The sequence below is a fragment of the Pseudomonas sp. EA_65y_Pfl2_P78 genome (assembly GCF_963970495.1).
Taxonomy (GTDB): Bacteria; Pseudomonadota; Gammaproteobacteria; order Pseudomonadales; family Pseudomonadaceae; genus Aquipseudomonas; species Aquipseudomonas baetica_A.
Window position 1 is genome coordinate 312,647 of sequence record NZ_CAXAON010000002.1, and the last position, 25,140, is coordinate 337,786.

27 protein-coding genes are annotated in these 25,140 nt (G+C 59.0%); 14 read left to right on the forward strand and 13 right to left on the reverse strand.

The features are described from left to right. Positions 1-9 precede the first annotated feature (9 nt). Complete coding sequence (locus AACY02_RS03295; RefSeq protein WP_339430734.1) at positions 10-222, forward strand: hypothetical protein; 213 nt, start codon at positions 10-12, stop codon at positions 220-222. Between the two features lie 69 nt (positions 223-291). On the opposite strand, the gene AACY02_RS03300 is transcribed toward AACY02_RS03295, so the two are convergent. After that, positions 292-1,404: an enoyl-CoA hydratase/isomerase family protein gene (locus tag AACY02_RS03300; protein WP_339430735.1), complete on the reverse strand. Its 1,113-nt coding sequence runs from the start codon at positions 1,402-1,404 to the stop codon at positions 292-294. Between the two features lie 132 nt (positions 1,405-1,536). On the opposite strand from AACY02_RS03300, the gene ung reads away from it, so the two are divergent. Then, positions 1,537-2,229 (forward strand): uracil-DNA glycosylase, encoded by a 693-nt coding sequence (gene ung / locus AACY02_RS03305; RefSeq protein ID WP_221731340.1) that lies wholly within the window; start codon positions 1,537-1,539, stop codon positions 2,227-2,229. Between the two features lie 64 nt (positions 2,230-2,293). Here ung and AACY02_RS03310 read toward each other — a convergent pair whose 3' ends face one another. Genes AACY02_RS03310 through AACY02_RS03330 form a run of 5 tightly spaced genes read right to left on the reverse strand, consistent with a single transcriptional unit; the run spans position 2,294 to position 7,675 of the window. Further along, positions 2,294-3,325 carry an AbrB family transcriptional regulator gene (locus AACY02_RS03310; RefSeq protein ID WP_339430736.1) on the reverse strand — a complete coding sequence of 344 codons (1,032 nt, stop codon included), beginning with the start codon at positions 3,323-3,325 and terminating at the stop codon, positions 2,294-2,296. Then, entirely contained in the window at positions 3,318-4,832 is a 1,515-nt protein-coding gene (locus tag AACY02_RS03315) for a tripartite tricarboxylate transporter permease (protein WP_339430737.1), read from the reverse strand. The genes AACY02_RS03310 and AACY02_RS03315 overlap by 8 nt, the downstream gene beginning before the upstream one ends. Before the next feature lies 1 nt (position 4,833). Beyond that, complete coding sequence (locus AACY02_RS03320) at positions 4,834-5,292, reverse strand: tripartite tricarboxylate transporter TctB family protein (protein ID WP_339430738.1); 459 nt, start codon at positions 5,290-5,292, stop codon at positions 4,834-4,836. 59 nt (positions 5,293-5,351) lie between these two features. Beyond that, positions 5,352-6,329, reverse strand: a complete 978-nt coding sequence (locus AACY02_RS03325; protein WP_339430739.1) for a Bug family tripartite tricarboxylate transporter substrate binding protein — start codon at positions 6,327-6,329, stop codon at positions 5,352-5,354. A 53-nt stretch (positions 6,330-6,382) separates the two neighbouring features. Further along, complete coding sequence (locus tag AACY02_RS03330; RefSeq protein ID WP_339430740.1) at positions 6,383-7,675, reverse strand: OprD family porin; 1,293 nt, start codon at positions 7,673-7,675, stop codon at positions 6,383-6,385. Positions 7,676-7,911: 236 nt separating this feature from the next. Here AACY02_RS03330 and AACY02_RS03335 point away from each other — a divergent pair, with 236 nt between their 5' ends. Next, positions 7,912-8,583, forward strand: coding sequence for a response regulator (locus tag AACY02_RS03335; protein WP_339430741.1), 672 nt, complete (start codon positions 7,912-7,914; stop codon positions 8,581-8,583). Further along, positions 8,576-9,961 (forward strand): sensor histidine kinase, encoded by a 1,386-nt coding sequence (locus AACY02_RS03340; protein WP_339430742.1) that lies wholly within the window; start codon positions 8,576-8,578, stop codon positions 9,959-9,961. The genes AACY02_RS03335 and AACY02_RS03340 overlap by 8 nt, the downstream gene beginning before the upstream one ends. Positions 9,962-10,052: 91 nt before the next feature. On the opposite strand, the gene AACY02_RS03345 is transcribed toward AACY02_RS03340, so the two are convergent. Next, complete coding sequence (locus AACY02_RS03345) at positions 10,053-10,874, reverse strand: HDOD domain-containing protein (protein ID WP_339430743.1); 822 nt, start codon at positions 10,872-10,874, stop codon at positions 10,053-10,055. A 34-nt stretch (positions 10,875-10,908) separates the two neighbouring features. Beyond that, a complete protein-coding gene (ygfZ, locus tag AACY02_RS03350) occupies positions 10,909-11,850 on the reverse strand; it encodes a CAF17-like 4Fe-4S cluster assembly/insertion protein YgfZ (RefSeq protein WP_339430744.1) in 942 nt (313 codons plus the stop codon). A gap of 151 nt (positions 11,851-12,001) precedes the next feature. On the opposite strand from ygfZ, the gene AACY02_RS03355 reads away from it, so the two are divergent. Next, positions 12,002-12,256 (forward strand): FAD assembly factor SdhE, encoded by a 255-nt coding sequence (locus AACY02_RS03355; RefSeq protein ID WP_093438371.1) that lies wholly within the window; start codon positions 12,002-12,004, stop codon positions 12,254-12,256. Next, a complete protein-coding gene (locus AACY02_RS03360; protein ID WP_339430745.1) occupies positions 12,240-12,692 on the forward strand; it encodes a protein YgfX in 453 nt (150 codons plus the stop codon). The genes AACY02_RS03355 and AACY02_RS03360 overlap by 17 nt, the downstream gene beginning before the upstream one ends. Here the strand turns inward: AACY02_RS03360 and nadB are convergent. Then, on the reverse strand, positions 12,661-14,277 hold the full coding sequence (gene nadB / locus AACY02_RS03365; protein ID WP_339430746.1) for an L-aspartate oxidase: 1,617 nt from the start codon (positions 14,275-14,277) through the stop codon (positions 12,661-12,663). The two genes, AACY02_RS03360 and nadB, sit on opposite strands and share 32 nt — an antisense overlap. Positions 14,278-14,834: 557 nt before the next feature. Between nadB and rpoE the strand changes: the two genes are divergently transcribed. From rpoE to AACY02_RS03380, 3 genes are read left to right on the forward strand one after another with little or no spacing between them, the layout of a single operon-like run. Beyond that, positions 14,835-15,416: an RNA polymerase sigma factor RpoE gene (rpoE, locus tag AACY02_RS03370; protein ID WP_003172477.1), complete on the forward strand. Its 582-nt coding sequence runs from the start codon at positions 14,835-14,837 to the stop codon at positions 15,414-15,416. 30 nt (positions 15,417-15,446) lie between these two features. Beyond that, positions 15,447-16,034: a sigma-E factor negative regulatory protein gene (locus AACY02_RS03375; RefSeq protein ID WP_007911408.1), complete on the forward strand. Its 588-nt coding sequence runs from the start codon at positions 15,447-15,449 to the stop codon at positions 16,032-16,034. Between the two features lie 8 nt (positions 16,035-16,042). Continuing rightward, positions 16,043-17,008, forward strand: a complete 966-nt coding sequence (locus AACY02_RS03380) for a MucB/RseB C-terminal domain-containing protein (RefSeq protein WP_339430747.1) — start codon at positions 16,043-16,045, stop codon at positions 17,006-17,008. Positions 17,009-17,037: 29 nt separating this feature from the next. On the opposite strand, the gene AACY02_RS03385 is transcribed toward AACY02_RS03380, so the two are convergent. Then, the gene (locus tag AACY02_RS03385) at positions 17,038-17,184 is read right to left on the reverse strand and encodes a hypothetical protein (RefSeq protein ID WP_221729411.1); all 147 of its coding nucleotides are present in this window, start codon (positions 17,182-17,184) and stop codon (positions 17,038-17,040) included. Between the two features lie 34 nt (positions 17,185-17,218). On the opposite strand from AACY02_RS03385, the gene AACY02_RS03390 reads away from it, so the two are divergent. Then, positions 17,219-18,649, forward strand: coding sequence for a DegQ family serine endoprotease (locus tag AACY02_RS03390; protein WP_339430748.1), 1,431 nt, complete (start codon positions 17,219-17,221; stop codon positions 18,647-18,649). Between the two features lie 78 nt (positions 18,650-18,727). Here AACY02_RS03390 and AACY02_RS03395 read toward each other — a convergent pair whose 3' ends face one another. Continuing rightward, positions 18,728-20,161, reverse strand: a complete 1,434-nt coding sequence (locus tag AACY02_RS03395) for a M48 family metalloprotease (protein WP_339430749.1) — start codon at positions 20,159-20,161, stop codon at positions 18,728-18,730. Positions 20,162-20,260: 99 nt separating this feature from the next. On the opposite strand from AACY02_RS03395, the gene AACY02_RS03400 reads away from it, so the two are divergent. Both AACY02_RS03400 and AACY02_RS03405 read left to right on the forward strand, forming a co-directional pair. Further along, positions 20,261-20,500: a sulfurtransferase TusA family protein gene (locus AACY02_RS03400; RefSeq protein WP_221729408.1), complete on the forward strand. Its 240-nt coding sequence runs from the start codon at positions 20,261-20,263 to the stop codon at positions 20,498-20,500. A 32-nt stretch (positions 20,501-20,532) separates the two neighbouring features. Next, complete coding sequence (locus tag AACY02_RS03405) at positions 20,533-21,603, forward strand: AI-2E family transporter (RefSeq protein WP_339430750.1); 1,071 nt, start codon at positions 20,533-20,535, stop codon at positions 21,601-21,603. A 139-nt stretch (positions 21,604-21,742) separates the two neighbouring features. On the opposite strand, the gene AACY02_RS03410 is transcribed toward AACY02_RS03405, so the two are convergent. Continuing rightward, on the reverse strand, positions 21,743-22,216 hold the full coding sequence (locus AACY02_RS03410) for a peroxiredoxin (protein WP_095119107.1): 474 nt from the start codon (positions 22,214-22,216) through the stop codon (positions 21,743-21,745). Between the two features lie 10 nt (positions 22,217-22,226). Further along, positions 22,227-22,787 carry a glycine cleavage system protein R gene (locus AACY02_RS03415; protein WP_016984694.1) on the reverse strand — a complete coding sequence of 187 codons (561 nt, stop codon included), beginning with the start codon at positions 22,785-22,787 and terminating at the stop codon, positions 22,227-22,229. Positions 22,788-23,126: 339 nt separating this feature from the next. Between AACY02_RS03415 and dapA the strand changes: the two genes are divergently transcribed. Both dapA and bamC read left to right on the forward strand, forming a co-directional pair. After that, positions 23,127-24,005, forward strand: coding sequence for a 4-hydroxy-tetrahydrodipicolinate synthase (gene dapA / locus AACY02_RS03420; protein WP_339430751.1), 879 nt, complete (start codon positions 23,127-23,129; stop codon positions 24,003-24,005). A gap of 17 nt (positions 24,006-24,022) precedes the next feature. Beyond that, positions 24,023-25,138, forward strand: a complete 1,116-nt coding sequence (gene bamC / locus AACY02_RS03425; RefSeq protein WP_339430752.1) for an outer membrane protein assembly factor BamC — start codon at positions 24,023-24,025, stop codon at positions 25,136-25,138. Positions 25,139-25,140 lie beyond the last annotated feature (2 nt).

Here is a 25,140-nt window from a genome sequence, read left to right on the forward strand (position 1 = left end):
AAGGTTCGAGTGGCTAATCATTTTTCTGGAGGCGAAAGCGCGATTGGGTTCATAAGGGTTAGCGGCGAAGGAGAAATGGTTAAAGACTACCCCGCAGCGCAAATTGCCGAACGACTGCATCCTCTTCCGCCACTGCGTGATGTGGAGGATATTCTTGTAAAAGAAAATGAAGAGTCGCAACTCGCGTTGGCCGAGATAATCAAGTTCTACGAACTGAATTAACTGTAATAACGTCAGTTTGAGGGTGCCCGCGATCGAAGACAAAGGTGACCATCGCGGGCAATCAGTACTTCAATACTGCGTCAGATCCGCCAACGGATGTCGTCCCTCCCAAACCTTGTGAAAGTGCGCCTCGACCACTGCATCCGGCACGTGATTGACGTCCGGCCAATGCCAGTGCGGCTTCTGATCCTTGTCGATCAACCGTGCGCGAACCCCTTCGCTGAACTCAGGATGCCGGCAGCAATTGAGACTCAGGGTGTATTCCATCTGAAAGACTTCGGCGAGTGACATATAACGGGCGCGGATGATCTGTTCCCAGACCAGATGAGCGGTCACCGGCGAGCCTTCGCTCAGGGTCTTGGCAGCGCGGGCGAGTAACGGGTCGCTGCTGTCACGTTGCAGGCTGATGGCTTTCCACGCACAGGTGACGTCGCTGACGTCGAGTAGATCGTCGATTTGCTGACGACGCGGCAACCACTGCGCCTCTGGCAATTGGCCAACGGCTTCCTGCTGCAACGCTTTGAGCAGGCTGTTGAGTTGCATGTCGGTCTGTTCCTGCCAGTTCAATTGCAGCAGGCCTTCGATCAGTTCCGGTTGTTGTTCGTCGAGCATAAAACGGTCGGCCAAGCCCAGATCAATCGCATCGCGCCCGTTCAGGTGCGCGCCGGTCAGGCCGAGAAACAAGCCGAGCTTGCCCGGCAGCCTTGAGAGAAACCAACTGGCACCCACATCCGGATACAGACCAATGGTGATTTCCGGCATCGCCAAGCGGCTGCTCGGGGTGACGATCCGCGTGCTGGCGCCTTGCAACAAGCCCATGCCGCCGCCCAGCACGTAGCCGTGGCCCCAGCAGATCAGCGGTTTTGGATAAGTGTGCAGGCTGTAATCCAGGCGATATTCCGCGCTGAAGAACTGCGCGGCCAGTGGCGGCACTTCGCCGGGATGGGCGCGACAGGCTTCCACCAGGCTGCGCACTTCGCCGCCGGCGCAGAAGGCCTTGGCGCCGTTGCCGCGCAGCAGTACGCAGACGATTTGCGGATCCTTGGCCCAAACGTTCAGTTTGTCGCTCAAGGCGTTGATCATTGGCAGGGACAACGCGTTCAGCGATTTTTCAGCATCCAGGCTGGCGATACCGATGCGGGCGCCGTCGGTGCCGGTGAGTTCTTCGAAGTGCAGATTCATCGTGACCTCGATCGGGAATTTGAGCGTTCAGTATGATCGCTGTGTGGGAAAGTGCCGGATCTGCGTCAGATCAATTGACAAGCGTGGTCGGCTTTCCTAGGGTTCGCCCCATTGTTTTTGCCGGGTATGACCATGACTGCTGACGACCGTATCAAACTCGAACCGAGCTGGAAGGAGGCACTGCGTGCCGAATTCGACCAGCCTTACATGGCAGAGTTGCGTAACTTCCTGCAGCAGGAGCGGGCGGCCGGCAAGGAAATCTATCCGCCGGGGCCGCTGATTTTCAACGCGCTGAATTCGACGCCGCTGGATAAAGTCAAAGTGGTGATCCTCGGCCAGGACCCGTATCACGGCCCGGGCCAGGCCCATGGCCTGTGCTTCTCGGTGCAACCGGGTGTGCCGGCACCGCCGTCGCTGGTCAACATCTATAAAGAGTTGAAGCGCGACCTGAACATCGACATCCCCAACCATGGCTATTTGCAGAGCTGGGCCGATCAAGGCGTGTTGATGCTTAACACCACCATGACGGTGGAGCGTGCCACCGCCAACGCGCACAAGGACAAGGGCTGGCAGTTTTTCACTGATCGAATCATTGAGCTGGTCAGCGAGCAGCAGCCGCACCTGGTGTTCATGCTGTGGGGCGCCCATGCGCAGAGCAAGCAAAAGCTGATTGATGCGACCAAGCATCTGGTGCTGACGTCAGTGCATCCGTCACCGTTGTCGGCGTATCGTGGCTTTTTGGGTTGCGGGCACTTCAGTCGCACCAACAAGTTTCTGGAGCAGAACGGCGAGACGCCGATTGAGTGGCGGTTGCCGCCGGTTTGATGGGGTGACCGGGTTGCCTTCTTCGCGAACAGGCTCGCGAAGAAGGCAACCCGGTCTTTCTGAATTATTCGGAATTGCGATTCCAGTATTTGAACAACGGCTCAGCCAGAAACAGCACAAACAACAACCGCATCACCTGCATCGCCGTCACCAGCGGCACCGACAGTTGCAGGGTCTGCGCCGTCAGACTCATTTCAGCGATACCGCCAGGCATCATGCCCAGGGTCAGCGAGCGTAGATCCAGATGGGTCAGTGTGCTCAAGCCCAGCGCCGCCAATGTGGCGATCAACATGGTCAACACCGTGCCGATCAACGTGCGGCCCATGAACGATGGCGCCCGCCGGAAGAATTGCCGGTTGAAGTGGCAGCCCAAACCGCTGCCGATCAGCCACTGGCCAATCTGACTGCCGCCATCGGGCAGACCGATGTGCAAGTCCCAGCCAATGCTGATCGACGCGCTCACCAGCAATGGCCCGAACAGCCAGGGATTGGGTTGACGCAGTCGCTCCCAGACCCAGGCGAGCAGGGCACCCGCCGGAAACAGAAGCGCCAGCCAGCGCCAGTCGACGCTGCCTGCGTGAGAAACAGGCGTGCCATCGCCGAGCAAATACTTGAACGCCGCCGGCACACACAACACCACCACCAACACCCGCAAACTCTGCCCCGCCGCGACATGGCTGAGCATCGCGCCGTTGCGCGCGCCGAGGTTGACCATCTCACCCGAGCCGCCGGGCATGCTGGAAAAAAACGCGGTAGCTCGATCTTCGCCGGTACGGCGCATCAACCACACACCGACCACCGCCGACACACTGGTGACCAGCGCCCCGAAGAAGATCAAACCGAAATGACTCAGCACCTGTTCCATCACCACCGGGGTGAAGTGCAGGCCGATGCCGATTCCCACAATCCACTGGCCGCATTTACGCCCGCCAGGGATTTCGCTCAATTGCCAAGGAGTGAGGCAGCGCACGAGGATGATCGCCAACAACGAGCCGACCATCCACGGCAGTGGCCAGCCGATCTGGCTGGCGATATAACCGCCAAGCAGACCGACCAGCGGCGTTCCCCACACGGTCTTGAGCGACCGATCAGACACCGGCAATGGCGCGACGGGCAGCGGAACGTTTGCGCCAGATACGGATGATCGGCATCAAGAGCATGATCCCCGTCAACACCCAGCAACCGAGGGTGATCGGGCTCGACCAGAGGATTTCCAGTGCACCGTTGGAGATCGACAGGGCGCGGCGCAGGTTCTGCTCCATCAGTTCGCCGAGGATGAAGCCCAGCAGCAGCGGCGACAACGGGAAGTCCAGCTTGCGCAGGATGTAACCGAAGATACCAATGCCGATCATCAGGAACAGATCGAACGTGGTGGCATGCACCGCGTAAACGCCGATCCCGGTGATGATGGCGATGACCGGCACCAGTGCCCAGTTCGGCACGGCGAGGATGCGGGTGAACACGCGGATCATCGGGATGTTGAGAACCACCAGCATGACGTTGGCGATGAACAACGAGGCGATCAGACCCCAGACGATGTCCGGTTGTTGCTGGAATAGCAGTGGGCCCGGCGTGATGTTGTACAGCGATAGCGCACCGATCATCACCGCGGTGGTACCTGAACCTGGAACACCAAGGGTCAGCATCGGCACCAAGGCACCGCAAGCCGCGCCACCGATGGCGGTTTCCGGGGCTGCGAGGCCACGGGCATCGCCCTCACCAAATTTGCCTGTGGCGCCGGCAAGACGCTTCTCGGTCATGTAGGCCACGGCGCTGGCAAGCGTCGCACCGGCCCCCGGCAACACGCCCATGATGAAACCCAGCACGCCGCAACGCAGGTTCACCGTGAACACCGACGCCGCTTCCTTGAAGTTGAACATCATGCGCCCGGTGGCTTTTACCGCTTCCTGGCCGTGGTGGGTTTTTTCCAGCAGCAGGAGGATTTCGCTGATGGAGAACAGGCCCAGCACCAGCACGACGAACTGAATGCCGTCAGTCAGGTGAATGTTGTCACCGGTGAAGCGATACACGCCGCTGTTGGCGTCGATGCCGACGGTCGACAGGAACAGACCGATCAGCGCCGCAATAAAGGTTTTCAGCGGTCGATCACCGGCCATGCCGCCGAGACAGACAATCGCGAAGACCATCAACACGAAGTATTCCGCGGGACCAAAGGCAATCGCCCATTTCGCCAGCAGCGGGGCGAACAGCACCATGCCGCAAGTGGCGATGAGCGCGCCGATGAACGAACTCCACGCCGACAGCGACAACGCCACGCCAGCCAGACCCTTGCGGGCCATCGGGTAGCCGTCGAGGGTGGTCATTACGGTGGAGGCTTCGCCAGGAATGTTCAGCAGGATCGAACTGATTCGCCCGCCGTATTCGCAGCCCAGATAAACCGCCGCCAGCAGAATCAACGCCGATTCCGGCGGCAGGCCGAGGGCGAATGCGATCGGGATCAGCAGGGCCACGCCGTTGATCGGGCCCAGACCCGGCAGCAGGCCGACGACAGTACCGATCAAGGTGCCGCAGAGCGCGGTGACCAGGTTGTAGGGGGTCAGCGCGACGCCAAAGCCCTGACCCAAATAGCCAAGAGTATCCATATCAGTTCTCCAGAACGTCGAGCAGGCCGAGGGGCAGCGGAACGTCCATCACACGGTCGAACAGCAGGTAAAGACCGACGGCCATCAGGCTGATGATCACGATGCTTGGCAACCAGCGGCCGCCGTACAGACGCGCCATCGGTATGCCCGTCAGGATGCTGGCGATGATGAAACCAAGGGGTTCGAAGGTGCCGGCGAACACCAGCAGCAGAATCACGCAAATACCGATCTTGGTCAGGGTTTCACGATCCAGCGGCGGCTCGTCATCTTTGCTTTTGATCGGTGCGGGACGAAACACCATGTACAGCAAGGCCAGGCCCATCAGACCGAGCATCAACAGAGGAAAGGCGCGAGGGCCAACCGGTTCGTAGGAAAAGGCTGCCTGATACGGCCAGGCCATCAGTGCCAGGCCGACGCAGGCCAGCAACAGCACCGAGGCGAAAATGCGTTGAATAAGCATGGGGAACTCCTGTGCTGCAGCCCCGGGCGAACGGGGCCACAGCCGCTAGACAGAGACGATCACTGAATCAGGCCGAACTCTTTGGCCAGCACTTTGTAGTCCGCGACCTGCTTCTTCACGTAGGTGTCCAGTTCCGGACCGGTCATGGCGAACGGGAACAGTTCACGCTGATCGCGCAGCTTGGCGAAGTCTTCGGAGGCCAGCAGTTTGTCGAACGCCGCTTTCCACCAGGCGTAGTCTTCATCGCTGACTTTTGGCCCGAGGTAGAAACCGCGTACCACCGGCCAGACGATGTCATAGCCTTGCTCTTTGGCCGTCGGGATGTCTTTCATTTCCGGCTGATCCAGACGCTTGTCGGCAAACACCGCCAGCAGACGCATGTCACCGCTCTGGATGTGCGGCATGGAGTCGGAGATGTCGGTGCTGCCGACCTGAATGTGCCCGCCAAGCAGGGCCGTGGCGATTTCGCCGCCGCCTTCGAGGGCGACGTAACGCAGGTCACGCGGGTTGATCCCGGCAGCCTTGGCGATCAGCGCTGTTTGCATCCAGTCCTGGCTGCCGACGGTGCCACCGGAACCGATGACCACTTTGCTCGGATCTTTCTTCAGCGCCTGAACGAGATCGTCGAGAGTCTTGTAGGGCGAATCGCTTTTCACGGCGATGGCGCCGTAGCTTGTACCGACGGCTGCCAGCCAGCGCACGTTGCTTTCATCGAAACGACCGAACTTGCCCTGAGCCAGGTTCAGCAGCGAACCGCTCGACCACGCCACCAGGGTGCCGGCGTCGGCGGGACGTTGAGCGACCACCGCGTTGTAGGCGACCGCGCCGACACCGCCGGGCATGTAGGTCACGCGCATCGGTTTGCTCAGCAGCTTCTCGTTGACCAGCGCACTTTGCGCCAGTTTGCAGGTCAGGTCGAAACCACCGCCAGGCGAAGCCGGGGCGATACATTCCGGACGTTTCGGTTCGGCCAAGAGCTGGCCGGCAAACAGGATGCAACTGGCGGCGAGAGCCACTTTACGCAGTGATAAGTTCATTTCAGTCTCCACGGACATTGTTGTTATTCGAGGTGTTGCTTACCCAAGGGCGGTTACCAAAGAGCAACGCTATAGCTCACCAGCAGACGCACTTCGTCCGCATCGCGAGCAGAATAGTTGGAACGGTAGGTTGCATTACGCAGGCGCACGGCAACGTCTTTCAGGGCGCCGCTTTGCACCACATATTTGATTTCGGTGTTGCGCTCCCACTCTTTGCCTTCATCACCGTTCTTGAGTTTGATGTTGTCGCCGCTCAAGTAGCGGGTCATGAAGCTCAGGCCAGGGATGCCGAGTTTGCCGAAGTCATAGTCGTAACGTGCTTGCCAGGAGCGCTCTTCGGCGCCGGCGAAATCGTTGATCTGCACGAAGTTGACCAGGTACGGGTCACTGCCATCGACATAGGGGAATGCACTGTCGCCGGACATGTGCTGATAACCGGCGGTGAACTTGTGGTCGCTCAAGGCATAGCTGACCAGACCGTTGAGCGAGCGGTTGTCGATCTCGCCGCCACGGGCTGCGCCTTGGTCATCACTGAGGGCAAAACGCAGGTCGGTCGCAAAAGTCCCCGGGCCCATCGGTCGTGAGGCGACGAGGCCGAAAAAGTGCTGGTTGTAGACTTCGTCGAGTTGGGCGAAGTGGTAACTGCCAGTGATCTTGTCGGTGAACTTGTAGTCCACGCCGCCAAAATCGAAGTGCTTACCGGCGACGGCGCCAGCGAAGCGGCCGTTCTTGTTGTTGAGGGCGATGTCCTCGAAATCGGTGCTGTCGCGATCCTTGGCCTTCTCCAGACGGCCACCGGTGAAGGTCAGGTTCTTGAACTCTTTGGACGTCAGCAAGCCGCCTTCAAAGGTCTGCGGCAGGATGCGCCCGTCGTTCGCCTTGAGGATTGGCAGTTCGGGAATCAGGCTGCCGATTTTCAGTTCCGTGGCGGAGATCTTTACTTTGCCGGTCAGGCCGACTTTCGAGTATTCGTTCGCGGCGCGCCCATCGTCGTGGGTCGGCAGCAGGCCGCTGCCGGTGCGATCCGGACTCGAATCGAGTTTGACCCCGAGCATGCCCAGCGCATCGACACCGAACCCCACGGTGCCGTCGGTGTAACCCGATTGCAGATTGAGCATGAAACCCTGAGCCCATTCATCGCGTTTGGATTGCTGGGCGCTGGTGCCAGAGCGAAAGTCGCGGTTGAAATACATGTTGCGGGTTTCGAAGGTGGCGCTGCTGTCTTCGATGAAGTCGGCGTGGCTCAGCGGCGAAAAACCGGCGAGGGCGGCGGCACTGGCAAGGGCGGTATGGCTGAAACGGGAAGGACGAACAGGCGTGAGAGCCTTGGTCTGCAAGGACGGCATGCGGGGGTACTCCGTTTATTGTTCTTATTGGTCGAAAACGCTTCGTGGCGTTTTTCGTAACGCTGTGTGGCATCAGCGACGGCAGTCTGGACTGTCCGTGCATTGACTCTAACGGGCCAACCTTTCGCTAACCTTTCAAATGACTTTCACGGTTTTCGGGCTTCACAGCGGCAGAGGCGGCTGTAAACTCCGCAGCAAAGCGTGGCGTCGGCCACCCCTGAATGAGGTGAAAATCCATGCGTGTTCTGCTCGTCGAAGACCATCTGCAACTGGCCGAAAGTGTTGCTCAGGCGCTCAAGAGCACGGGTCTTACCGTGGATGTGTTGCACGATGGGGTGGCGGCCGACCTTGCGCTCGGCAGCGAGGAGTACGCGGTGGCGATCCTCGATGTCGGCCTGCCGCGCATGGACGGGTTTGAGGTGCTGGCGCGATTGCGCGCGCGCGGAAAGAATTTGCCGGTGTTGATGTTGACCGCACGCAGTGATGTGAAGGATCGCGTGCACGGCCTCAATCTTGGCGCTGACGACTACCTTGCCAAACCTTTCGAGTTGACCGAACTGGAAGCGCGGGTCAAGGCCCTGTTGCGCCGCACTGTGCTCGGCGGCGAGCGTCAGCAGCGTTGCGGTGTGCTGGCCTACGACCTCGACACCCGTCGTTTCACCCTCGGCGAGGAATTGCTGAGCCTGACGTCTCGCGAACAAGCGGTACTCGAAGCACTGATAGCAAGGCCGGGGAGGGTGATGAGCAAAGAGCAACTGGCGTCGCAGGTGTTTGGCCTTGATGAGGAGGCCAGCCCTGACGCGATCGAAATCTACGTGCATCGCTTGCGCAAGAAACTCGATGGCCAACCGGTGGCGATCGTAACCTTCCGTGGCCTCGGCTATCTGCTGGAAAGCCGCGATGCATAAGCCCAGCAGCTTGCGCTGGCGGTTGCTGTGGAATCTGGCGATATTGCTGGTGGTGTTGATGCTTGCCAGTGGCTTGAGTGCTTACTGGAATGGCCGCGTCGCCGCCGACACTGCCTATGACCGAACCTTGCTGGCCTCGGCGCGAACCATCGCTGCCGGCTTGTCCCAGCGTGACGGCACCCTCAGTGCCGATGTGCCTTATGTGGCCCTCGATACGTTCGCCTACGACAGCGCCGGGCGGATCTATTACCAGGTCAACGACATTCATCAGAAGTTGATTTCCGGTTACGAAAACCTGCCAGGACCGCCGCCCGGTACGCCAAGAACCGACGATTATCCGGCGTTGGCGCGCTTCTACAACGCCACCTACCGGGGCCAGAACGTGCGCGTGGTCAGCCTGCTCAAAGCGGTGAGCGAGCCGAACATGAATGGCATGGCCGAAATCCGCGTCGCTGAAACCGATGAAGCTCGCGTCAGCATGGCACGCGGTCTGGCGGGCGATACGTTGCTGCGATTGGGCATGTTGGCGATTGGCGCGTTGCTGTTGGTCTGGTTCGCGGTCAGTGCAGCGTTGCGGCCATTGGAGCGGTTGCGCACGGCGGTGGAGGAGCGTCAGCCCGATGACTTGCGCCCGTTGCCATTGGTGGAAGTGCAGCACGAGTTTGGTCCGCTGGTACGCAGCCTCAACCATTTTACCGAGCGCCTGCGCGGCCAATTTGAACGTCAGGCGCAGTTCATCGCCGATGCGGCGCATGAATTGCGTACGCCATTGGCAGCGCTCAAGGCTCGGCTTGAGTTGGGTTTGCGATCAAGTGAACCCGAGACGTGGCGCAGCACTCTGGAATCCTGCGCGCAAAGCACCGATCGTCTGACCCATTTGGCTAATCAGTTGCTGTCGCTGGCCCGCGTCGAAAACGGCGCTCGGGCAATTGCCGAGGGCGGCGCGCAGTTGCTCGATCTGAGTCAATTGGCCCGTGAACTGGGCATGGCCATGGCGCCGCTGGCGCACGCGCGCGGTGTCGCCCTGGCGCTGGAGGCGGATGAGCCGGTGTGGTTGCGTGGCGAACCGACGCTGCTCAATGAGTTGCTGAGCAATCTGGTGGACAACGCATTGGCGCATACACCGTCGGGCGGCAATGTGATTCTGCGGGTCACGGCGCCGGCGGTGCTTGAGGTTGAAGATGACGGGCCGGGGATTCCGCTGGAGGAGCGTGATCGGGTGTTCGAGCGCTTCTATCGGCGTAATCAGCAGGTGGCGGGCTCGGGTTTGGGCTTGGCGATTGTCGGTGAGATTTGTCGGGCGCATCTGGCGCAGATCAGCCTGCACGATGGTGAGCAGGCGGGGTTGAAGGTGCGGGTGAGCTTTATCGCCGGGTGATTTGTATGGGGTGTGCAGGCCTCTTCGCGAGCAAGCTCGCACAGTGGGCGCGTAAACCTGTGGGCTTGCTCGCCAATGGCGTGGTTTCAGATCAGTAAAACATCGTCCGCGACTCTTCCAGGTCTGCGCACAACACTTTGTTCTCGGGATCGATCCCAAGCTTCCTGAACGCCGGGACAGTGAGCGGATCAATGCGTGCAAACGGATGATCGGTGTCCTTGTGGCAATACAGGCTCGCCACTTGCACCAGATCGACGTAATCGATTTCAGCCGAATCGCGTGTGAAATCCTGATAAAGCCCCGGCAATTTCACCAGTCGCTCGGGGAACTCCCAAACGCGCAGCAGTTTGTCACCGAGCAGCGGATGAATGTTGTCGATCACATGGTTGAGGCTGACCGGGTCCGACAGCAGTTCGTAGTGGTCTTCGGCGTAGGTCAGAATCGGCAGCACACCGATCTGATGCACCAACCCGCCCAATGCCGCCTGATCGGGCTTGAGCTGGGAGTAGCGGCGACACAGCGCATAACTGACCCCGGCGATTTCCAGGCTCTTGCGCCAGACGTCGCGCATTTTCTGTTCCACCACTTCGGAACTGGCGTGGAAAATCTGCTCCATCACCAGGCCGATCGCCAGATTGCTGCTGTAGTTGATGCCCAGTCGGGTGATGGCCGTGTGCAGGTCGGTGACTTCCTGCGCCGCGCGCAGCAGGGGGCTGTTGACCACTTTGATCAGGCGCGCCGAGAGCGCGGTGTCTCGGCCTATCACTTTGCTCAGGTCGCTGACGCTGATTTCCGGATCTTCAGCGGCCTTGCGAATTTGCAGGGCCACCTCCGGCAACGTGGGCAGAACCAGGTCATCGTTGTCGATGGCCTCAATCAAATCCTTTTGGACCTTATCCGCCAGTTCGCTCATTTAGACTCTCTAGGGTGTTGCACAAACGCTGCGATCAGCGCTGGATTTCGCGGTCGCGATCCAGTTCGTAGGGCAAATCGAGCAAGTGCAGTGTCTGGCCTTCAAGGCTGCCCAGATGCAGATTGCCCGCTTCGGCAGCTTCGGCCTGCAGCACCGCCAGTAGTTCAATGTTTTGTCCGGCGTGGGCGGCCAGTACGATTTCGCCGATCGAACTGTTGTGGCTCGGCGCGAACAGTTGCGTGCCGGGCTCCGGCAACTCACCCGCCTCCAGACTCACGCGATACAGGCGGCGCTTGAGTTTGCCCAGGTATTGCATGCGCGCGACGATTTCCTGGCCGGTGTAGCAACCCTTCTTGAAACTTACGCCGCCAACTGCTTGCAGGTTGAGCATCTGCGGGATGAACAGTTCGCGGGTGCTCGGCATGACCTGGCCGATACCGGCGCGGATCTGGCCCAGCAGCCAATGATTGAGTTCACCTTCAGGCAGGACCGCCGACAATTTGCTTTTGATCGCATCGGCTTGATCGGCCGGCACCCAAAGTTCGGCACGATCCGGCGAGACGCGAATCGCGACCAGACCTTCACTGCGCACGACGCTGTCGGTTTCCGCCGGCAAGTCCAGACCGAGGCTGGTCAAGGCGCTGTCACCATGCGACAGGCCGAAACGCACCCAAGCGGCGCTTTCATCAGTCAGTTTGGATTTGGAGAACACGGCGTATTTTTTCAGATCCGCCAGTTGCGGCTCCAGCAGCTCACTGGCCATGGCCAGCACCACGCCGTCACCTTCGAGCAGAATGCGGAAACTGGACTGCATCCGGCCTTTTTGTGTGCAGCGCGCACCCAGACTGGCCTTGGTGTCACTCAGGTAGTTGATGTTGCAGGTCAATTGGCCTTGCAGGAATTTTCCGGCATCCGCGCCGCGAACCGCGAGAACGCCTTCATGAGACAGGGTGCAGAAAAAAGCAGAATCGGCCATGGGTCTTCGCAGGGTAAAAAAGTCTGGGGCACATCATAAGGGGGCGTTGTTGAAATGGGTAGTTCATAAAGGATCGATGGTGCCCGACCAAAGCCGACTGTGCGAGCCGCGTGGGGGCTGTATACTTGCCGCCAAATTTGAGGAGGGCCCCATGGTCGAACAAGTTGAACTCAATCGCCTCTTTTGGCACAGCCGTCGCGGCATGCTTGAACTTGACGTGCTGCTGGTGCCGTTCGTGAAAGAGGTTTACGCAGACCTGAATCAGGTGGATCGCGATTTGTACGTGCGACTGCTGACGTGTGAGGATCAGGACATGTTCGGTTGGTTCATGGAGCGCAGCGAGTCCGAAGATCCGGAATTGCAACGCATGGTTCGCATGATCCTGGATCGTGTTCAGCCCAAGTAATACGTTCGAATGCCGCTGGCATGCCTCACGGCAGTTGCTGGCGGCGTATCTATTGGCCCAGGCATTCGCTTTGGGCTCGTTGTGCCTACTGTCTATTCCTCTCTGGGCGAGTCTGGTCGGTGCTTTCGGCTGCCTGGTTCACGGTTTCTGGGTATTGCCGCGGCAGATCCTGCTGAGTCATCCAAAAGCATTTTGTGGATTGCGTCGAGATGCCGATGGCTGGCAATTGTGGAATCAGGTCGAAGGCTGGCAAGCCGTGCAGTTGCGCCCCGACAGTCTGGCGCTGCCGTTGATCGTGGTGCTGCGCTTTCGTTTGCGCGGGGAGTGGCAGGTCAGGTCGATCTGTGTGCCTCGGGACTCGCAGACGGCGGATCTGCACCGACGTCTGCGAGTACGACTCAAGTTCAGCCGACGTAGGTGGGCGGCACCAGAATAGTGTCGAGCGCTTCGGGCAGCAGGTCAGGATAGTCGAGGGTGTAATGCAGGCCGCGACTTTCCTTGCGCTCCATGGCTGAGCAAATCATCAGCTCAGCAACCTGGGCGAGATTTCGCAGCTCAATCAGATCGCGACTGACTTTATAGTTGCTGTAGAACTCGTCGATTTCGTCCAGCAACAGGCGCACACGGTGCTGGGCCCGTTGCAGGCGCTTGTTGGTGCGCACGATACCGACGTAGTCCCACATGAAACGGCGCAGTTCATCCCAGTTGTGCGCAATGATTACGTCTTCGTCGGAATCAGTGACCTGGCTGGCGTCCCACGCGGGCAGGGCGCTTGGCGCTGTCACATCATCGAGTTGCGCCAGAATGTCTGCCGCCGCCGAGCGGGCGTAGACGAAACATTCCAGCAGCGAGTTGCTGGCCATGCGATTGGCGCCATGCAGGCCGGTGAAACTGGTTTCACCGATGGCATACAAACCCGGTACATCGGTGCGACCGTTTTGGTCGACCATGACTCCGCCGCAGGTGTAGTGCGCGGCGGGTACGACCGGGATCGGTTGTTGAGTGATGTCGATGCCGAAACCGAGACAGCGTTCATAAACCGTCGGGAAGTGACTTTTTATAAAGGCTTCAGGCTTGTGGCTGATGTCGAGATAGACACAATCCACACCCAGACGCTTCATTTCATGGTCGATGGCGCGTGCGACGATGTCTCGCGGTGCGAGTTCGGCGCGCTTGTCGAAGCGGTGCATGAAGCGATCGCCATTGGGCAGCTTCAAATGCGCGCCTTCGCCGCGCAACGCTTCAGTGATCAGGAAGCTTTTGGCTTGCGGGTGATACAGGCAGGTGGGGTGGAACTGATTGAATTCGAGATTTGCCACGCGGCAGCCCGAGCGCCAGGCCATGGCGATGCCATCACCACAGGCGCCGTCAGGGTTGCTGGTATAGAGGTAGACCTTGGCAGCCCCGCCGGAAGCCAGAATCACGAAACGCGCTCCATAGGTATCGACTTCACCTGTGGCGCGGTTCAACACGTAGGCGCCCAGGCAGCGGTCGCCGTCCATGCCCAAGCGTCGTTCGGTAATCAGATCGACGGCAACCCGCTGCTCCAGCAGTTCGATGTTGGAGCGTTCTTTGGCTTGGGTCAGCAAGGTTTTGAATATCGCAGCGCCGGTGGCATCGGCCGCATGGATGATGCGCCGGTGACTATGGCCGCCTTCGCGGGTCAGGTGGAATTCAAAGCCGCCGTCTTCAGTGCCGGACTGTTCGTCGCGGGTGAACGGCACGCCTTGATCGATCAGCCACTGGATGGCTTCCCGGCTGTGCTCGACGGTGAAGCGCACGGCGTCTTCATGGCACAGACCGCCGCCGGCGTTCAGGGTGTCATCGACGTGGGATTCGACAGTGTCGGTGTCGTCCAGTACGGCGGCGACGCCACCCTGGGCCCAGAATGTCGAACCGTTGGCGAGATCGCCCTTGCTCAATACGGCAATGCGCAAATGGCCTGGAAGGGTCAGCGCAAGACTCAAACCGGCAGCACCGCTGCCAATGACCAGAACATCGTGTTGAAACTGTTGGCTCATTTCAGGATTCCGCTCAAAGCGACCCGGATCGGGGGTGGCGCAAGACAGCTGGATTGGCGAGTCAAGACAACCACACAGCCCACTAGTATATAGAGGGGTGGGGCGGCACAATAGCCGGGCCTATATGGCATTGTGAAACTACTGTGACGGAAAAAACCGTGTGTTTCGTCGGAAGATTTTCCATGAGTTTTGGGAAAAGACGACTGTATCGACGATGAAACAGACTTTTCCTTCCCGGGGTTGCCCAATGTGGAGTGGGTGCGTCTATAAATAATTGGAACTTTTGCCAAAGGCCCAAGATCAATAGACGGTGCCAGAAACAAGGGACAGTGTCGGCTTACGTGCGGAATCTGCGGTTGGGTTCCAGCCGGCGAAACCGATGACAAGATTATTCGCGCAGCCGGTTTATCCCGCGCTGCGTTTTTCGTGCGTGCCAAAACAGAGCCCGCAGGAAACTTGCTTGGAGGGGGAGAACTTTTGCGAAAAGCCCGAGTCTATGGTTGCAAGTCTGGTCATTTAGTTATGCAAGTCTCCTCCGGGCTTATCGAGGAGTGTTCATGCTAACCCAGGAAGAGGATCAGCAACTGGTCGAACGCGTTCAACGTGGCGACAAGCGAGCTTTCGATCTGCTGGTGCTGAAATATCAGCACAAAATTCTCGGGTTGATCGTGCGTTTTGTGCACGACACCCATGAAGCCCAGGACGTGGCTCAGGAAGCCTTTATCAAGGCGTATCGAGCACTTGGAAACTTTCGCGGCGACAGTGCGTTTTATACGTGGCTGTACCGTATTGCCATTAACACGGCGAAGAATTACCTGGTTTCCCGCGGCCGCCGGCCGCCGGATAGCGATGTAAGTTCCGAAGATGCAGAGTTCTACGACGGCGATCATGGCCTCAAGGATCTCGAATCACCAGAACGTGCACTGCTGCGGGATGAGATCGAAGGCACCGTCCATCGAACCATTCAGCAACTGCCAGAGGATTTGCGTACGGCTTTAACTTTACGTGAATTCGATGGTCTGAGTTACGAGGACATTGCGAGCGTCATGCAGTGTCCGGTGGGTACCGTGCGCTCTCGGATTTTCCGCGCCCGGGAGGCCATCGATAAAGCCCTGCAGCCGTTGTTGCAGGAAAACTGAGACAGCGGCGACAGCCAAGAGAGGAACGCCATGAGTCGTGAAGCCCTGCAGGAATCGCTGTCCGCAGTGATGGATAACGAAGCGGACGAATTGGAATTGCGTCGAGTGCTCAATGCACTGGACGACGTTGAAACCCGTGAGACCTGGGCTCGTTACCAGATCGCTCGGGCAGCCATGCACAAGGATTTGCTGCTTCCACGTCTGGATATCGCTGCGGCAGTGTCTGCTGCACTGGAAGACGAAACGGCTCCGGCCAAAGTATCCCGTAGCCCATGGCGCAACCTCGGCCGTCTGGCTGTTGCAGCCTCGGTAACTGTTGCCGTTCTGGCCGGTGTTCGTCTTTACAACCAGGACGAAATTGCAGGTGTTGAACTGGCACAGCAATCGAACCAGCCAACCCTGGCCACTCCACAAGTAAAAGGCCCGGCTGTTCTGGCAGGCTATAGTGAGAGTTCGGAAGCCACTGGCCCTATGGCCAACGGCGTACTGCAAGGTCAGCCGGGCTGGCACGATCAGCGTCTGCCGGGTTACTTGCGCCAACACGCTCAACAGGCAGCTCTGAAAGGTACTGAAAGCGCACTGCCATATGCACGTGCAGCGAGCCTGGAAAACCGTTAAGGAGGATCATGCGCGCCATACCTCTACTCTCGCTTCTGCTCAGTGGCTGGTTCATTGTTCCAGCCCACGCCGACGAGGCCCAGGACTGGTTGACCCGTCTGGGCCAGGCCGAACAGCAGCAGAGCTTTAAAGGCACATTCGTTTACGAGCGTAACGGTAGTTTTTCTACCCATAACATCTGGCATCGCGTCCAGAATGGCCAGGTTCGCGAGCGTTTACTTCAGCTCGACGGTTCTGCACAGGAAGTCGTGCGCATTGATGGACATACTCAATGCGTCAGCGGCACCCTGATTGCCGGGCTGGGGGATACTCCCAACTCCGCCGCTCGTTCTCTCGATCCGCAAAAGCTTAAGAACTGGTATGACCTTGCCGTCATTGGCAAATCGCGCGTGGCCGGGCGAGACGCAGTGATCGTATCGCTCACGCCTCGTGACCAGCATCGTTACGGGTTTGAGTTGCATCTGGACAAGCAGACCGGGCTGGCGCTCAAGTCATTGTTGCTCAATGACAAAGGGCAGTTGCTCGAACGCTTCCAGTTCACCAGTCTCGATACCGCCGATGTACCCTCTGATAAAGACCTGCTGGCCGACGCCGACTGCAAGCCCGTCAAGCTCGACAGCGACAAGGCTTCTGCCGTGAAAACGGCTCAGGTCTGGCATTCAGTGTGGTTGCCCCCGGGCTTCGAACTGACCAGCAGCGCTTCGCACAAAGATTCGGAAACAAAGGCGCAGGTCACCAGCCTGATGTATGACGATGGCTTGGCGCGCTTCTCGGTTTTCCTTGAGCCATTGAATGGCGCTACCGTTACGGATACTCGCACCCAACTGGGCCCGACTGTCGCCGTATCCCGTCGGTTGACCACGCCGGAAGGCGAGATCATGGTCACCGTGGTGGGTGAGATTCCAATCGGCACTGCCGAACGAATTGCGCTTTCGATGCGTAATACCGATGCCCCAGCAACCAGCAAGCAGTGAGCTGATTTCAGTCATTACCCTTTCTTCGTTCAGACGGAGATGAAATGTTTGTTGAGCATTTTCATTTGCAAATCACCCGGAAATTTTTTATAGGTCAGAGCCTCACGGCTCTGGCCTTGTTTGTTTTTCCTGGAAGAAAAATACCGGTGTGTGGTTTCCGGTGTTCCTTGTTCCATATCGCTTAAACCTGCTCGTCGTAACGGGAGCTGTATGTCGATACCTAGCTTGAAGTCTTATCTCTCCATTTTCGCCACCGTGCTGTTGCTCGGTCAGGCCGTACCTGCTGCGCAAGCAGCCGATCTGCCTGACTTTACGCAACTGGTCGAACAAGCTTCGCCGGCAGTGGTGAACATCAGTACCACGCAGAAATTGCCGGATCGCAAAGTGAACCAGCAGATGCCCGATCTCGAAGGCCTGCCACCGATGCTGCGCGAGTTCTTCGAACGCGGGATGCCGCCTCAGCAGCGTTCGCCTGGCGGCGGACGCCAGCGTGAAGCGCAATCGCTGGGTTCGGGGTTCATCATCTCTCCGGATGGCTACATCCTGACCAACAACCACGTGATTGCCGATGCTGACGAAATTCTCGTACGCCTGGCTGATCGCAGCGAAATGAAAGCCAAGCTGGTCGGCACTGATCCGCGCTCCGACGTGGCTTTGCTGAAAATCGAAGGCAAGGATCTGCCGGTGCTCAAGCTTGGCAAGTCCCAGGATTTGAAAGCTGGCCAATGGGTGGTGGCAATCGGATCGCCTTTCGGCTTTGACCATACGGTGACCCAAGGCATCGTCAGCGCCGTGGGTCGTAGTCTGCCGAACGAGAACTACGTGCCGTTCATTCAGACCGACGTGCCGATCAACCCGGGCAATTCCGGTGGCCCACTGTTCAACCTGAACGGTGAAGTGGTCGGGATCAACTCGCAGATCTACACCCGTTCCGGCGGCTTCATGGGTGTGTCGTTCGCGATCCCTATCGATGTGGCAATGGATGTGTCGAACCAGTTGAAGAGCGGTGGCAAGGTCAGCCGTGGCTGGCTGGGCGTGGTCATTCAAGAAGTGAACAAGGATCTGGCCGAGTCGTTTGGTCTTGATAAACCGGCCGGTGCGCTGGTTGCACAGATCCAGGATGATGGTCCGGCGGCCAAGGGCGGTCTGCAAGTGGGCGACGTGATCCTGAGCATGAATGGTCAACCGATTGTCATGTCCGCTGACCTGCCGCATCTGGTTGGTGCACTGAAAGCGGGGGCCAAGGCCAATCTGGAAGTGATCCGTGACGGGAAGCGCAAGAATGTCGAACTGACAGTCGGTGCCATTCCTGACGAAGACAAAGAACTGGATGTTCTGCCGAAGTCCGGAACCGAAACGAGCAGCAACCGCCTCGGTGTGTCGGTGGGCGAGCTGACTGCTGAGCAGAAGAAAGCGTACGACCTCAAAGGGGGGGTGGTCATCAAGGAAGTGCAGGACGGTCCTGCGGCGTTGATCGGTCTGCAACCAGGTGATGTCATCACCCACCTGAACAACCAGGCCATCGGCTCCACCAAGGAGTTCGCCGAGATCGCCAAGGCGCTGCCGAAGAATCGCTCGGTGTCGATGCGTGTTCTGCGTCAAGGTCGCGCGAGCTTCATTACCTTCAAACTGGCTGAATAAGCAGGCTGACGGTTAAAAAAAACCGCCTCGAAAGAGGCGGTTTTTTTATACCTGAAGCTTTTATATCGATGGTATGACTCAGCCCATCATGTCCTTGACCATGCGTTCCTGCTCCAACAACTCGCGTTGGCGTGCGTCAATGCGCGCGGACAGCGGGAAGTTGCTGCCCGCCTTGCGTTTGGCAAAATCGAGCTGCTGGATCGCCTGACGGTAATCGCCGACCAGCGCGAAGTACTCGGCGCGTGCTTGGTGCAGGCCGATGATATTGCCTGACAAACCACGGGTTTCGGCAACCTGATACCAGACGTCCGGATCATTCGGGCGTGATTTGAGCAAGCCTTCCAGCGCCTTTTCGGCATCGGCGGCGCGATTCTGTTTGAGCAGCAGGTCGACACGAACCTGGTTCAGCGGATAGTTGCCCGGATACTGCGTGAGCATGCGGTCAACCCGCGACTGTGCATCGGGCAGGCGATTGTTGGTGATGTCCAGGTCGACCTGAGCAAGGTTGTAGATGATCTCGTTTGGCGACTTGGCCAGCAATTGCTTGAGGTTCTCCCGGGCTTCATTCAACTGGCCACCCTTTATCTGCGCGATCGCCAGACCATAGCGCGCCACATCGTTTTTCGGGTTTTCGTCCAGTTGCGCGCGAAAGCGCTTGGCACCCAACCCCGGGGTTCCCTCGTAGATCAGTTGGACGCGGGCGCGAATCAACTGATAGCGCATGGAGTCTTCGATGCCGCCGGGCTTGGCCTGTTCGGCGCGGTTGCGGGTGTCGGCGATCCGCGATTCGGTAACCGGGTGAGTCAACAGGAATTCCGGTGGCTTGGCATCGAAACGATACTGGCGCATCAAGCGCTCGAACATGTTCGGCATCGAGCGCGGATCGTACCCGGCCTTCTCCAGATTGAGGATGCCGATACGGTCGGCTTCCTGTTCGTTCTGGCGGGAGAAGGTCCGTTGCGACTGAATCGCAGCAGCCTGAGTGCCCGCGATGGTTGCAATACCAGCGTCACCGCCACCGGCCGCGGCAATCACGATCCCGGCCAGCAGCGCGGCCATCATTGGCACTTGCATCCGCTGTGACGCCTCGACACCGCGGGCGAAGTGGCGTTGTGACAAGTGAGCCAGTTCGTGCGCCAGTACCGACGCGTATTCGCCCTCGGTCTGCGCATTGAGGAACAGTCCACCGTTGACCCCGACCACGCCGCCCGGTGCCGCAAAAGCGTTGAGCTGCGGGCTGTTGATCAGGATGAATTCAAGGCGCCGGTCAGTAACCTGGCTAGTCTCCACCAGCTTGTAAACGCTCGATTCGACGTAGTCCTTGAGCTGTGGATCGTTGAGTTGTGAAACCTGACTGCGCAACATGGCCAGCCAGGCGCGACCGAGCTGGTATTCCTGTTGTGGCGAGACAATGGCAGAGCTGGCGTCGCCGAGTGACGGCAGATCGTCGGCAAAGCCCGGTGAGGCGAGCAGGCAAGCGAGCGTCAGCAGGGTAGGGCGCAGAAAAGTCATGCACAAAGCCTTAGAAGACAAAGACCTTACTGTAGCCGGACACCAGGCCTGCGACCAGATATTCTAGGCCGCTCGACTGACCTGATCCGGAGTGAAGCAATGACTGACGCTGTAGCCCATGATGTGGAACTGGACGCCAGCGGCCTGAATTGTCCGTTGCCGTTGCTCAAGGCAAAAATGGAACTGAACAAGTTGTCCAGCGGTGCGGTGCTCAAGGTGATCGCCACGGATGCGGGCTCGCAGCGCGATTTCCGCACCTTTGCCAAATTGGCCGGTCATACGCTGCTGCGTGAAGAAGACGAATCGGGCGTCTATCGTTACTGGTTGAAAAAGGCCTGAACCTGACAGCGTAAAAGACCTAAGGATTATTGATGTTCAAAGTGTTACGCGACTGGATTCAGCGCTACTTCTCCGACGAAGAGGCTGTGGTGTTGGCGGTGCTGCTGGTGCTGGCCTTTACTGCGGTGCTCACCCTCGGCGGCATGCTTGCGCCTGTATTGGCGGGGATGGTGCTGGCGTATCTGATGCAGGGCCTGGTGGTCACGCTAGAGCGTCTGCGCATGCCGGGCGGTGCTGCGGTGGCGTTGGTGTTTGCGCTGTTCATGGGCGTCTTGATGCTCTTCATCGTCGTGGTGTTGCCGCTGCTGTGGCATCAGTTGATCACGCTGTTCAACGAGCTGCCGGGCATGCTTGCCAAATGGCAATCGCTGCTTTTGTTGCTGCCGGAGCGCTATCCGCATCTGGTGTCCGACGAGCAAGTGTTGCAGGCCATCGAAGTGGCGCGCGGCGAGATTGGCAAATTCGGCCAGTTGGCGCTGACGTTCTCGCTGTCGAGTTTGCCACTGTTGGTGAACATCATGATCTACCTGGTCTTGGTGCCGATCCTGGTGTTCTTCTTTCTCAAGGATCGGGCAATGATCGGCGAGTGGGTACGCGGCTATCTGCCCCGCGAACGGGCGCTGATCACCCGTGTCACGCAGGAGATGAACCGCCAGATCGCCAATTACATTCGCGGCAAAGTCATCGAGATTGTGATTTGCGGCGGCGTGACCTACATCGCTTTTGTCGCGCTGGGCCTCAACTATGCGGCGCTGCTGGCCTTGCTGGTCGGGGTTTCGGTGGTGGTGCCGTATGTCGGAGCGGTGGTGGTAACGGTGCCCGTGCTGCTGATTGCGTTGTTCCAGTGGGGCTGGAGCGATCAGTTCATCTATTTGATGGCTGCTTACGGGATCATCCAGACACTGGACGGCAATGTGCTGGTGCCGTTGCTGTTTTCCGAGGCGGTCAATCTGCACCCGGTGGCAATCATTTGCGCGGTGCTTTTGTTTGGCGGGTTGTGGGGGTTTTGGGGCGTGTTCTTTGCGATTCCCCTGGCGACGCTGTTCAAGGCAGTGCTGGATGCGTGGCCGCGCAAGGAGCCGGCGGTGGCGCCATTGCTTTAGTGGCTGATCCGTATTGTTCGGTGCGGCTTGAGGCCCATTCGCGAGCAAGCCCGCTCCCACATAGGAACCGTGGCGTTCACAGATCCAATGTGGGAGCGGGCTTGCTTGCGAAGGCGTCAGTGAGAACGACGCAACAACATCAGGCCTTGTTCAGATCCTGAGCCGCCGCCAGCACCGCATCCACATGCCCCGGTACTTTCACGCCGCGCCATTCCTGACGCAGTACACCGTCCTTGTCAATGAGGAACGTGCTGCGATCAACGCCCAGGTATTCCTTACCGTACAGCTTCTTCAGCTTGATCACGTCGAACAGTTGGCAGACGGCTTCGTCCTTGTCGCTGATCAGCTCGAACGGAAATTCCTGCTTGCACTTGAAGTTCTCGTGGGACTTCAGGCTGTCGCGGGAAATGCCGAAGATTTCCGTGTTGGCAGCCTTGAATGCCGCGTACTGATCTCGAAAGCCCTGGCCTTCGGTGGTGCAGCCCGGGGTGCTGTCCTTCGGATAGAAGTAGATCACCACTTGCTTGCCCTTCAGGGCAGAGAGGCTGACGGTTTGCCCGCTGGTGGCAGGTGCTTCGAAATCCGCTACCGGTTGGTCGATGACAACGGCCATGAAAGCTTCCTTACATTGGGTTTTGTGGGCGCCAAGGCTCGATCAGCGCGTCGAGGTTCATCGCGTCGGCGAAGTCCAGGAACTGGTCACGCAGCCAACTGATCTGGGTGCCGGCCGGCAGGGTTACGGTGAATGTCGCGTTGAGCATGGTGCCGCCCGTCTGTGGCGCCTGATACGTGTCGCACGTCAGGTTTTCCAGTTCGACGTTGTGATCCATGAAGAACTGGCACAACTCATTGATGATGTCCGGGCGATACGCCGAGCTGACGTAAGCCACATACGGCAGTGCCTGCGGGCGATTTTCCAGCGCCGCGCTACGCACCACGTTGACGGTGAAAGCGTGCTTCTTGGCGAGGCCCGACAGGCTGCCTTCCAGACGCGCGAGGGCGTCCCAACTGCCAGAGATCTCAAGGATCAGCGCGCTGCACTCGCCGTGGCGGGTCAGGCGTGAAGTAACCACGGCGCAGCGATTTTCATGGCTGGCGCGGCACAGGACGTTAGTCAGCTCCATGGGGTTGGCGCCGAGGGCACTGATGACAAGGAATTGTTCGCGAACTGTGGGGGTGGACATGCAGCATTCCTAAAGCGATGAGCGGTCGGTAGGTTTACGGTCGTTGGCCGTCGGGAATTGCCTGTGTGCCCATTCAGGCTGTCCGTTCAAAAAGCCCCGGCAAAGCACTCGCGGCTCGCTCCACTATAGCGGGAGCGCGTCGATGCGACGCAGGAACGGGGTTTGGGAGGCCGAAAAGGGAGGCTGTAACCCGGCGTACAAGCTGATCTGTACCGATCAAAGTCTGAAGGGTAGCGAAAAGCGGCGCCAAGGGGAATGGCGGCAGCGCAGTACTTCGCTTGTGCAAGCATCTTGGCGCCAGTACCATTACCGCTCTCTTTTTCCGGCAGGAGCGGTTTCATGATTGCGGGCAGTATGGTGGCACTGGTCACTCCCATGGATGCACAAGGGCGTCTGGACTGGGACAGCCTCAGCAAACTCGTGGACTTCCACCTCAAGAACGGCACCCATGCCATTGTCGCGGTCGGTACTACCGGCGAGTCGGCAACCCTTGATGTAGAAGAACACATCGCCGTGATCAAAGCCGTGGTCAAACAGGTTGCCGGCCGCATTCCGGTCATCGCCGGTACCGGCGCCAACTCGACCCGTGAAGCCGTCGAACTGACCCGCAACGCCAAAGCCGCCGGCGCCGATGCCTGCCTGCTTGTAGTCCCGTACTACAACAAGCCGACTCAGGAAGGTCTGTACCAGCACTTCAAGCACATCGCTGAAGCGGTCGACATCCCGCAGATTCTCTACAACGTGCCTGGCCGCACGTCTTGCGACATGCAGGCCGAGACCGTGATTCGCCTGTCCACCGTGCCTAACATCATCGGCATCAAGGAAGCCACCGGCGACCTGACGCGTGCCAAAGCGATCATTGATGGCGTGAGCAAGGACTTCATCGTGCTGTCGGGCGATGATCCGACCGCGGTCGAGCTGATCCTGCTGGGTGGCAAAGGCAATATCTCTGTTACCGCCAATGTCGCTCCACGCGAAATGGCGGATCTGTGCGAGGCCGCGCTCAAAGGCGACGCCGATACCGCACGGGCCATCAACGAAAAACTGATGCCTCTGCACAAAGACCTGTTCATCGAAGCCAACCCGATTCCGGTGAAGTGGGCTTTGGTTGAAATGGGCCTGATGCACGAAGGCATCCGCCTGCCGCTGACGTGGCTGAGCGCACCTTGTCATGAAACGCTTCGCACGGCCCTGCGCCAGTGCAGCGTCCTGGTTTAATTGAGGAAGTACAACGCATGAAGCGAATGGCCGGACTTTCCGCACTTGCCTTGATTATCTCCAGCACCAGCGGCTGCGGATGGGTCTGGGGGCCGGAAGGTTATTTCCGCGACCGTGGTAGCGATTACCTGCAAGCGCAACAGACTGCACCGATGCAACTGCCATCGGATGTCAGCACCTCCAAACGTCTGGATCCGCTGCTGCCGATCCCGCGAAACGTCGCTGACGATACCGCCAAGGGTGAGTACGTTGTTCCGCGTCCTCAGCCGTTGTCAGCCATCGCCGATGCCAGCGATTACTCGCTGCAGAAAAGCGGCGATTCGCGTTGGGTCATGGGGCAGCATCCACCGGCCGAAGTCTGGCCAGTGGCCGTGCAGTTCTTCGAGGACAACGGTTTCCGTCTGGATGAACAGCGCCCGCAAACGGGCGAATTCACCACCACCTGGCAGCACTCCGATGAACTGTCCGCTGCCATGGCCAAGCGCCTGAGCGCAGCGGGCGTCGGCGCCGACAGCGAAACCCGCGTCCGTGTGCGTGTCGAGCCGGGTGTGCAGCGCAATACCAGTGAAATCTATGTGGTCAGTGCCGAGCGGCCTGCCGGCAGTACTGCAGACGTAGCCTTCACCAATCGTTCGGTCAACACTGGCCTGGACGCAGCGCTGGTCGACGACATGCTCGCGAGCATGAGCCGTACTGCCGAAAAGGGCGGTTCGGTGTCGATGCTCGCTTCGCGTGATTTCGATACGCCAAGCCGCGTCAGCCTCAGCGAAGATGGCAGCGGTAACCCGGTGTTGAACGTCGGTACCGATCTGAACCGTGCATGGGCCAGCGTTGGCCGTGCGCTGGAGCAGGGCGAATGGCGTGTTGAAGACATCAACCGCAGCCTGGGCCTGTACTACATCAACCTGGCCGAAAAAGCCGAGAAGAAAGACGACAAGCCTGGTTTCTTCAGCAGCCTGTTTGGCAGTGCGCCGAGCAAGGAAGAAATTGAAGCCCGTGCCGAGCGTTATCAGATTCGCCTGAGCAAGGTTGGCGAGAACATCCAGGTCACCGTCGAGAAAAACATCAACACCGTCGCACCGGCTGACGTAGCGCGCAAAGTGTTGAGCGTGATTCAGGACAATCTGGGCTGATC

Excerpts from the sequence above, each read along its gene's own strand:
- bamC (WP_339430752.1), top strand. The coding sequence starts at position 24,023 with ATGAAGCGAATGGCCGGACTTTCCGCACTTGCCTTGATTATCTCCAGC.
- dapA (WP_339430751.1), top strand. The coding sequence starts at position 23,127 with ATGATTGCGGGCAGTATGGTGGCACTGGTCACTCCCATGGATGCACAA.
- AACY02_RS03385 (WP_221729411.1), bottom strand. The coding sequence starts at position 17,184 with ATGGAACAAGGAACACCGGAAACCACACACCGGTATTTTTCTTCCAGG.
- AACY02_RS03315 (WP_339430737.1), bottom strand. The coding sequence starts at position 4,832 with ATGGATACTCTTGGCTATTTGGGTCAGGGCTTTGGCGTCGCGCTGACC.
- AACY02_RS03345 (WP_339430743.1), bottom strand. The coding sequence starts at position 10,874 with ATGAGCGAACTGGCGGATAAGGTCCAAAAGGATTTGATTGAGGCCATC.
- rpoE (WP_003172477.1), top strand. The coding sequence starts at position 14,835 with ATGCTAACCCAGGAAGAGGATCAGCAACTGGTCGAACGCGTTCAACGT.
- AACY02_RS03400 (WP_221729408.1), top strand. The coding sequence starts at position 20,261 with ATGACTGACGCTGTAGCCCATGATGTGGAACTGGACGCCAGCGGCCTG.
- AACY02_RS03390 (WP_339430748.1), top strand. The coding sequence starts at position 17,219 with ATGTCGATACCTAGCTTGAAGTCTTATCTCTCCATTTTCGCCACCGTG.
- AACY02_RS03395 (WP_339430749.1), bottom strand. The coding sequence starts at position 20,161 with ATGACTTTTCTGCGCCCTACCCTGCTGACGCTCGCTTGCCTGCTCGCC.
- AACY02_RS03380 (WP_339430747.1), top strand. The coding sequence starts at position 16,043 with ATGCGCGCCATACCTCTACTCTCGCTTCTGCTCAGTGGCTGGTTCATT.
- AACY02_RS03320 (WP_339430738.1), bottom strand. The coding sequence starts at position 5,292 with ATGCTTATTCAACGCATTTTCGCCTCGGTGCTGTTGCTGGCCTGCGTC.
- AACY02_RS03300 (WP_339430735.1), bottom strand. The coding sequence starts at position 1,404 with ATGAATCTGCACTTCGAAGAACTCACCGGCACCGACGGCGCCCGCATC.
- AACY02_RS03335 (WP_339430741.1), top strand. The coding sequence starts at position 7,912 with ATGCGTGTTCTGCTCGTCGAAGACCATCTGCAACTGGCCGAAAGTGTT.
- ygfZ (WP_339430744.1), bottom strand. The coding sequence starts at position 11,850 with ATGGCCGATTCTGCTTTTTTCTGCACCCTGTCTCATGAAGGCGTTCTC.
- ung (WP_221731340.1), top strand. The coding sequence starts at position 1,537 with ATGACTGCTGACGACCGTATCAAACTCGAACCGAGCTGGAAGGAGGCA.
- AACY02_RS03375 (WP_007911408.1), top strand. The coding sequence starts at position 15,447 with ATGAGTCGTGAAGCCCTGCAGGAATCGCTGTCCGCAGTGATGGATAAC.
- AACY02_RS03415 (WP_016984694.1), bottom strand. The coding sequence starts at position 22,787 with ATGTCCACCCCCACAGTTCGCGAACAATTCCTTGTCATCAGTGCCCTC.
- AACY02_RS03340 (WP_339430742.1), top strand. The coding sequence starts at position 8,576 with ATGCATAAGCCCAGCAGCTTGCGCTGGCGGTTGCTGTGGAATCTGGCG.
- AACY02_RS03325 (WP_339430739.1), bottom strand. The coding sequence starts at position 6,329 with ATGAACTTATCACTGCGTAAAGTGGCTCTCGCCGCCAGTTGCATCCTG.
- AACY02_RS03355 (WP_093438371.1), top strand. The coding sequence starts at position 12,002 with ATGGTCGAACAAGTTGAACTCAATCGCCTCTTTTGGCACAGCCGTCGC.
- AACY02_RS03410 (WP_095119107.1), bottom strand. The coding sequence starts at position 22,216 with ATGGCCGTTGTCATCGACCAACCGGTAGCGGATTTCGAAGCACCTGCC.
- AACY02_RS03330 (WP_339430740.1), bottom strand. The coding sequence starts at position 7,675 with ATGCCGTCCTTGCAGACCAAGGCTCTCACGCCTGTTCGTCCTTCCCGT.
- nadB (WP_339430746.1), bottom strand. The coding sequence starts at position 14,277 with ATGAGCCAACAGTTTCAACACGATGTTCTGGTCATTGGCAGCGGTGCT.
- AACY02_RS03405 (WP_339430750.1), top strand. The coding sequence starts at position 20,533 with ATGTTCAAAGTGTTACGCGACTGGATTCAGCGCTACTTCTCCGACGAA.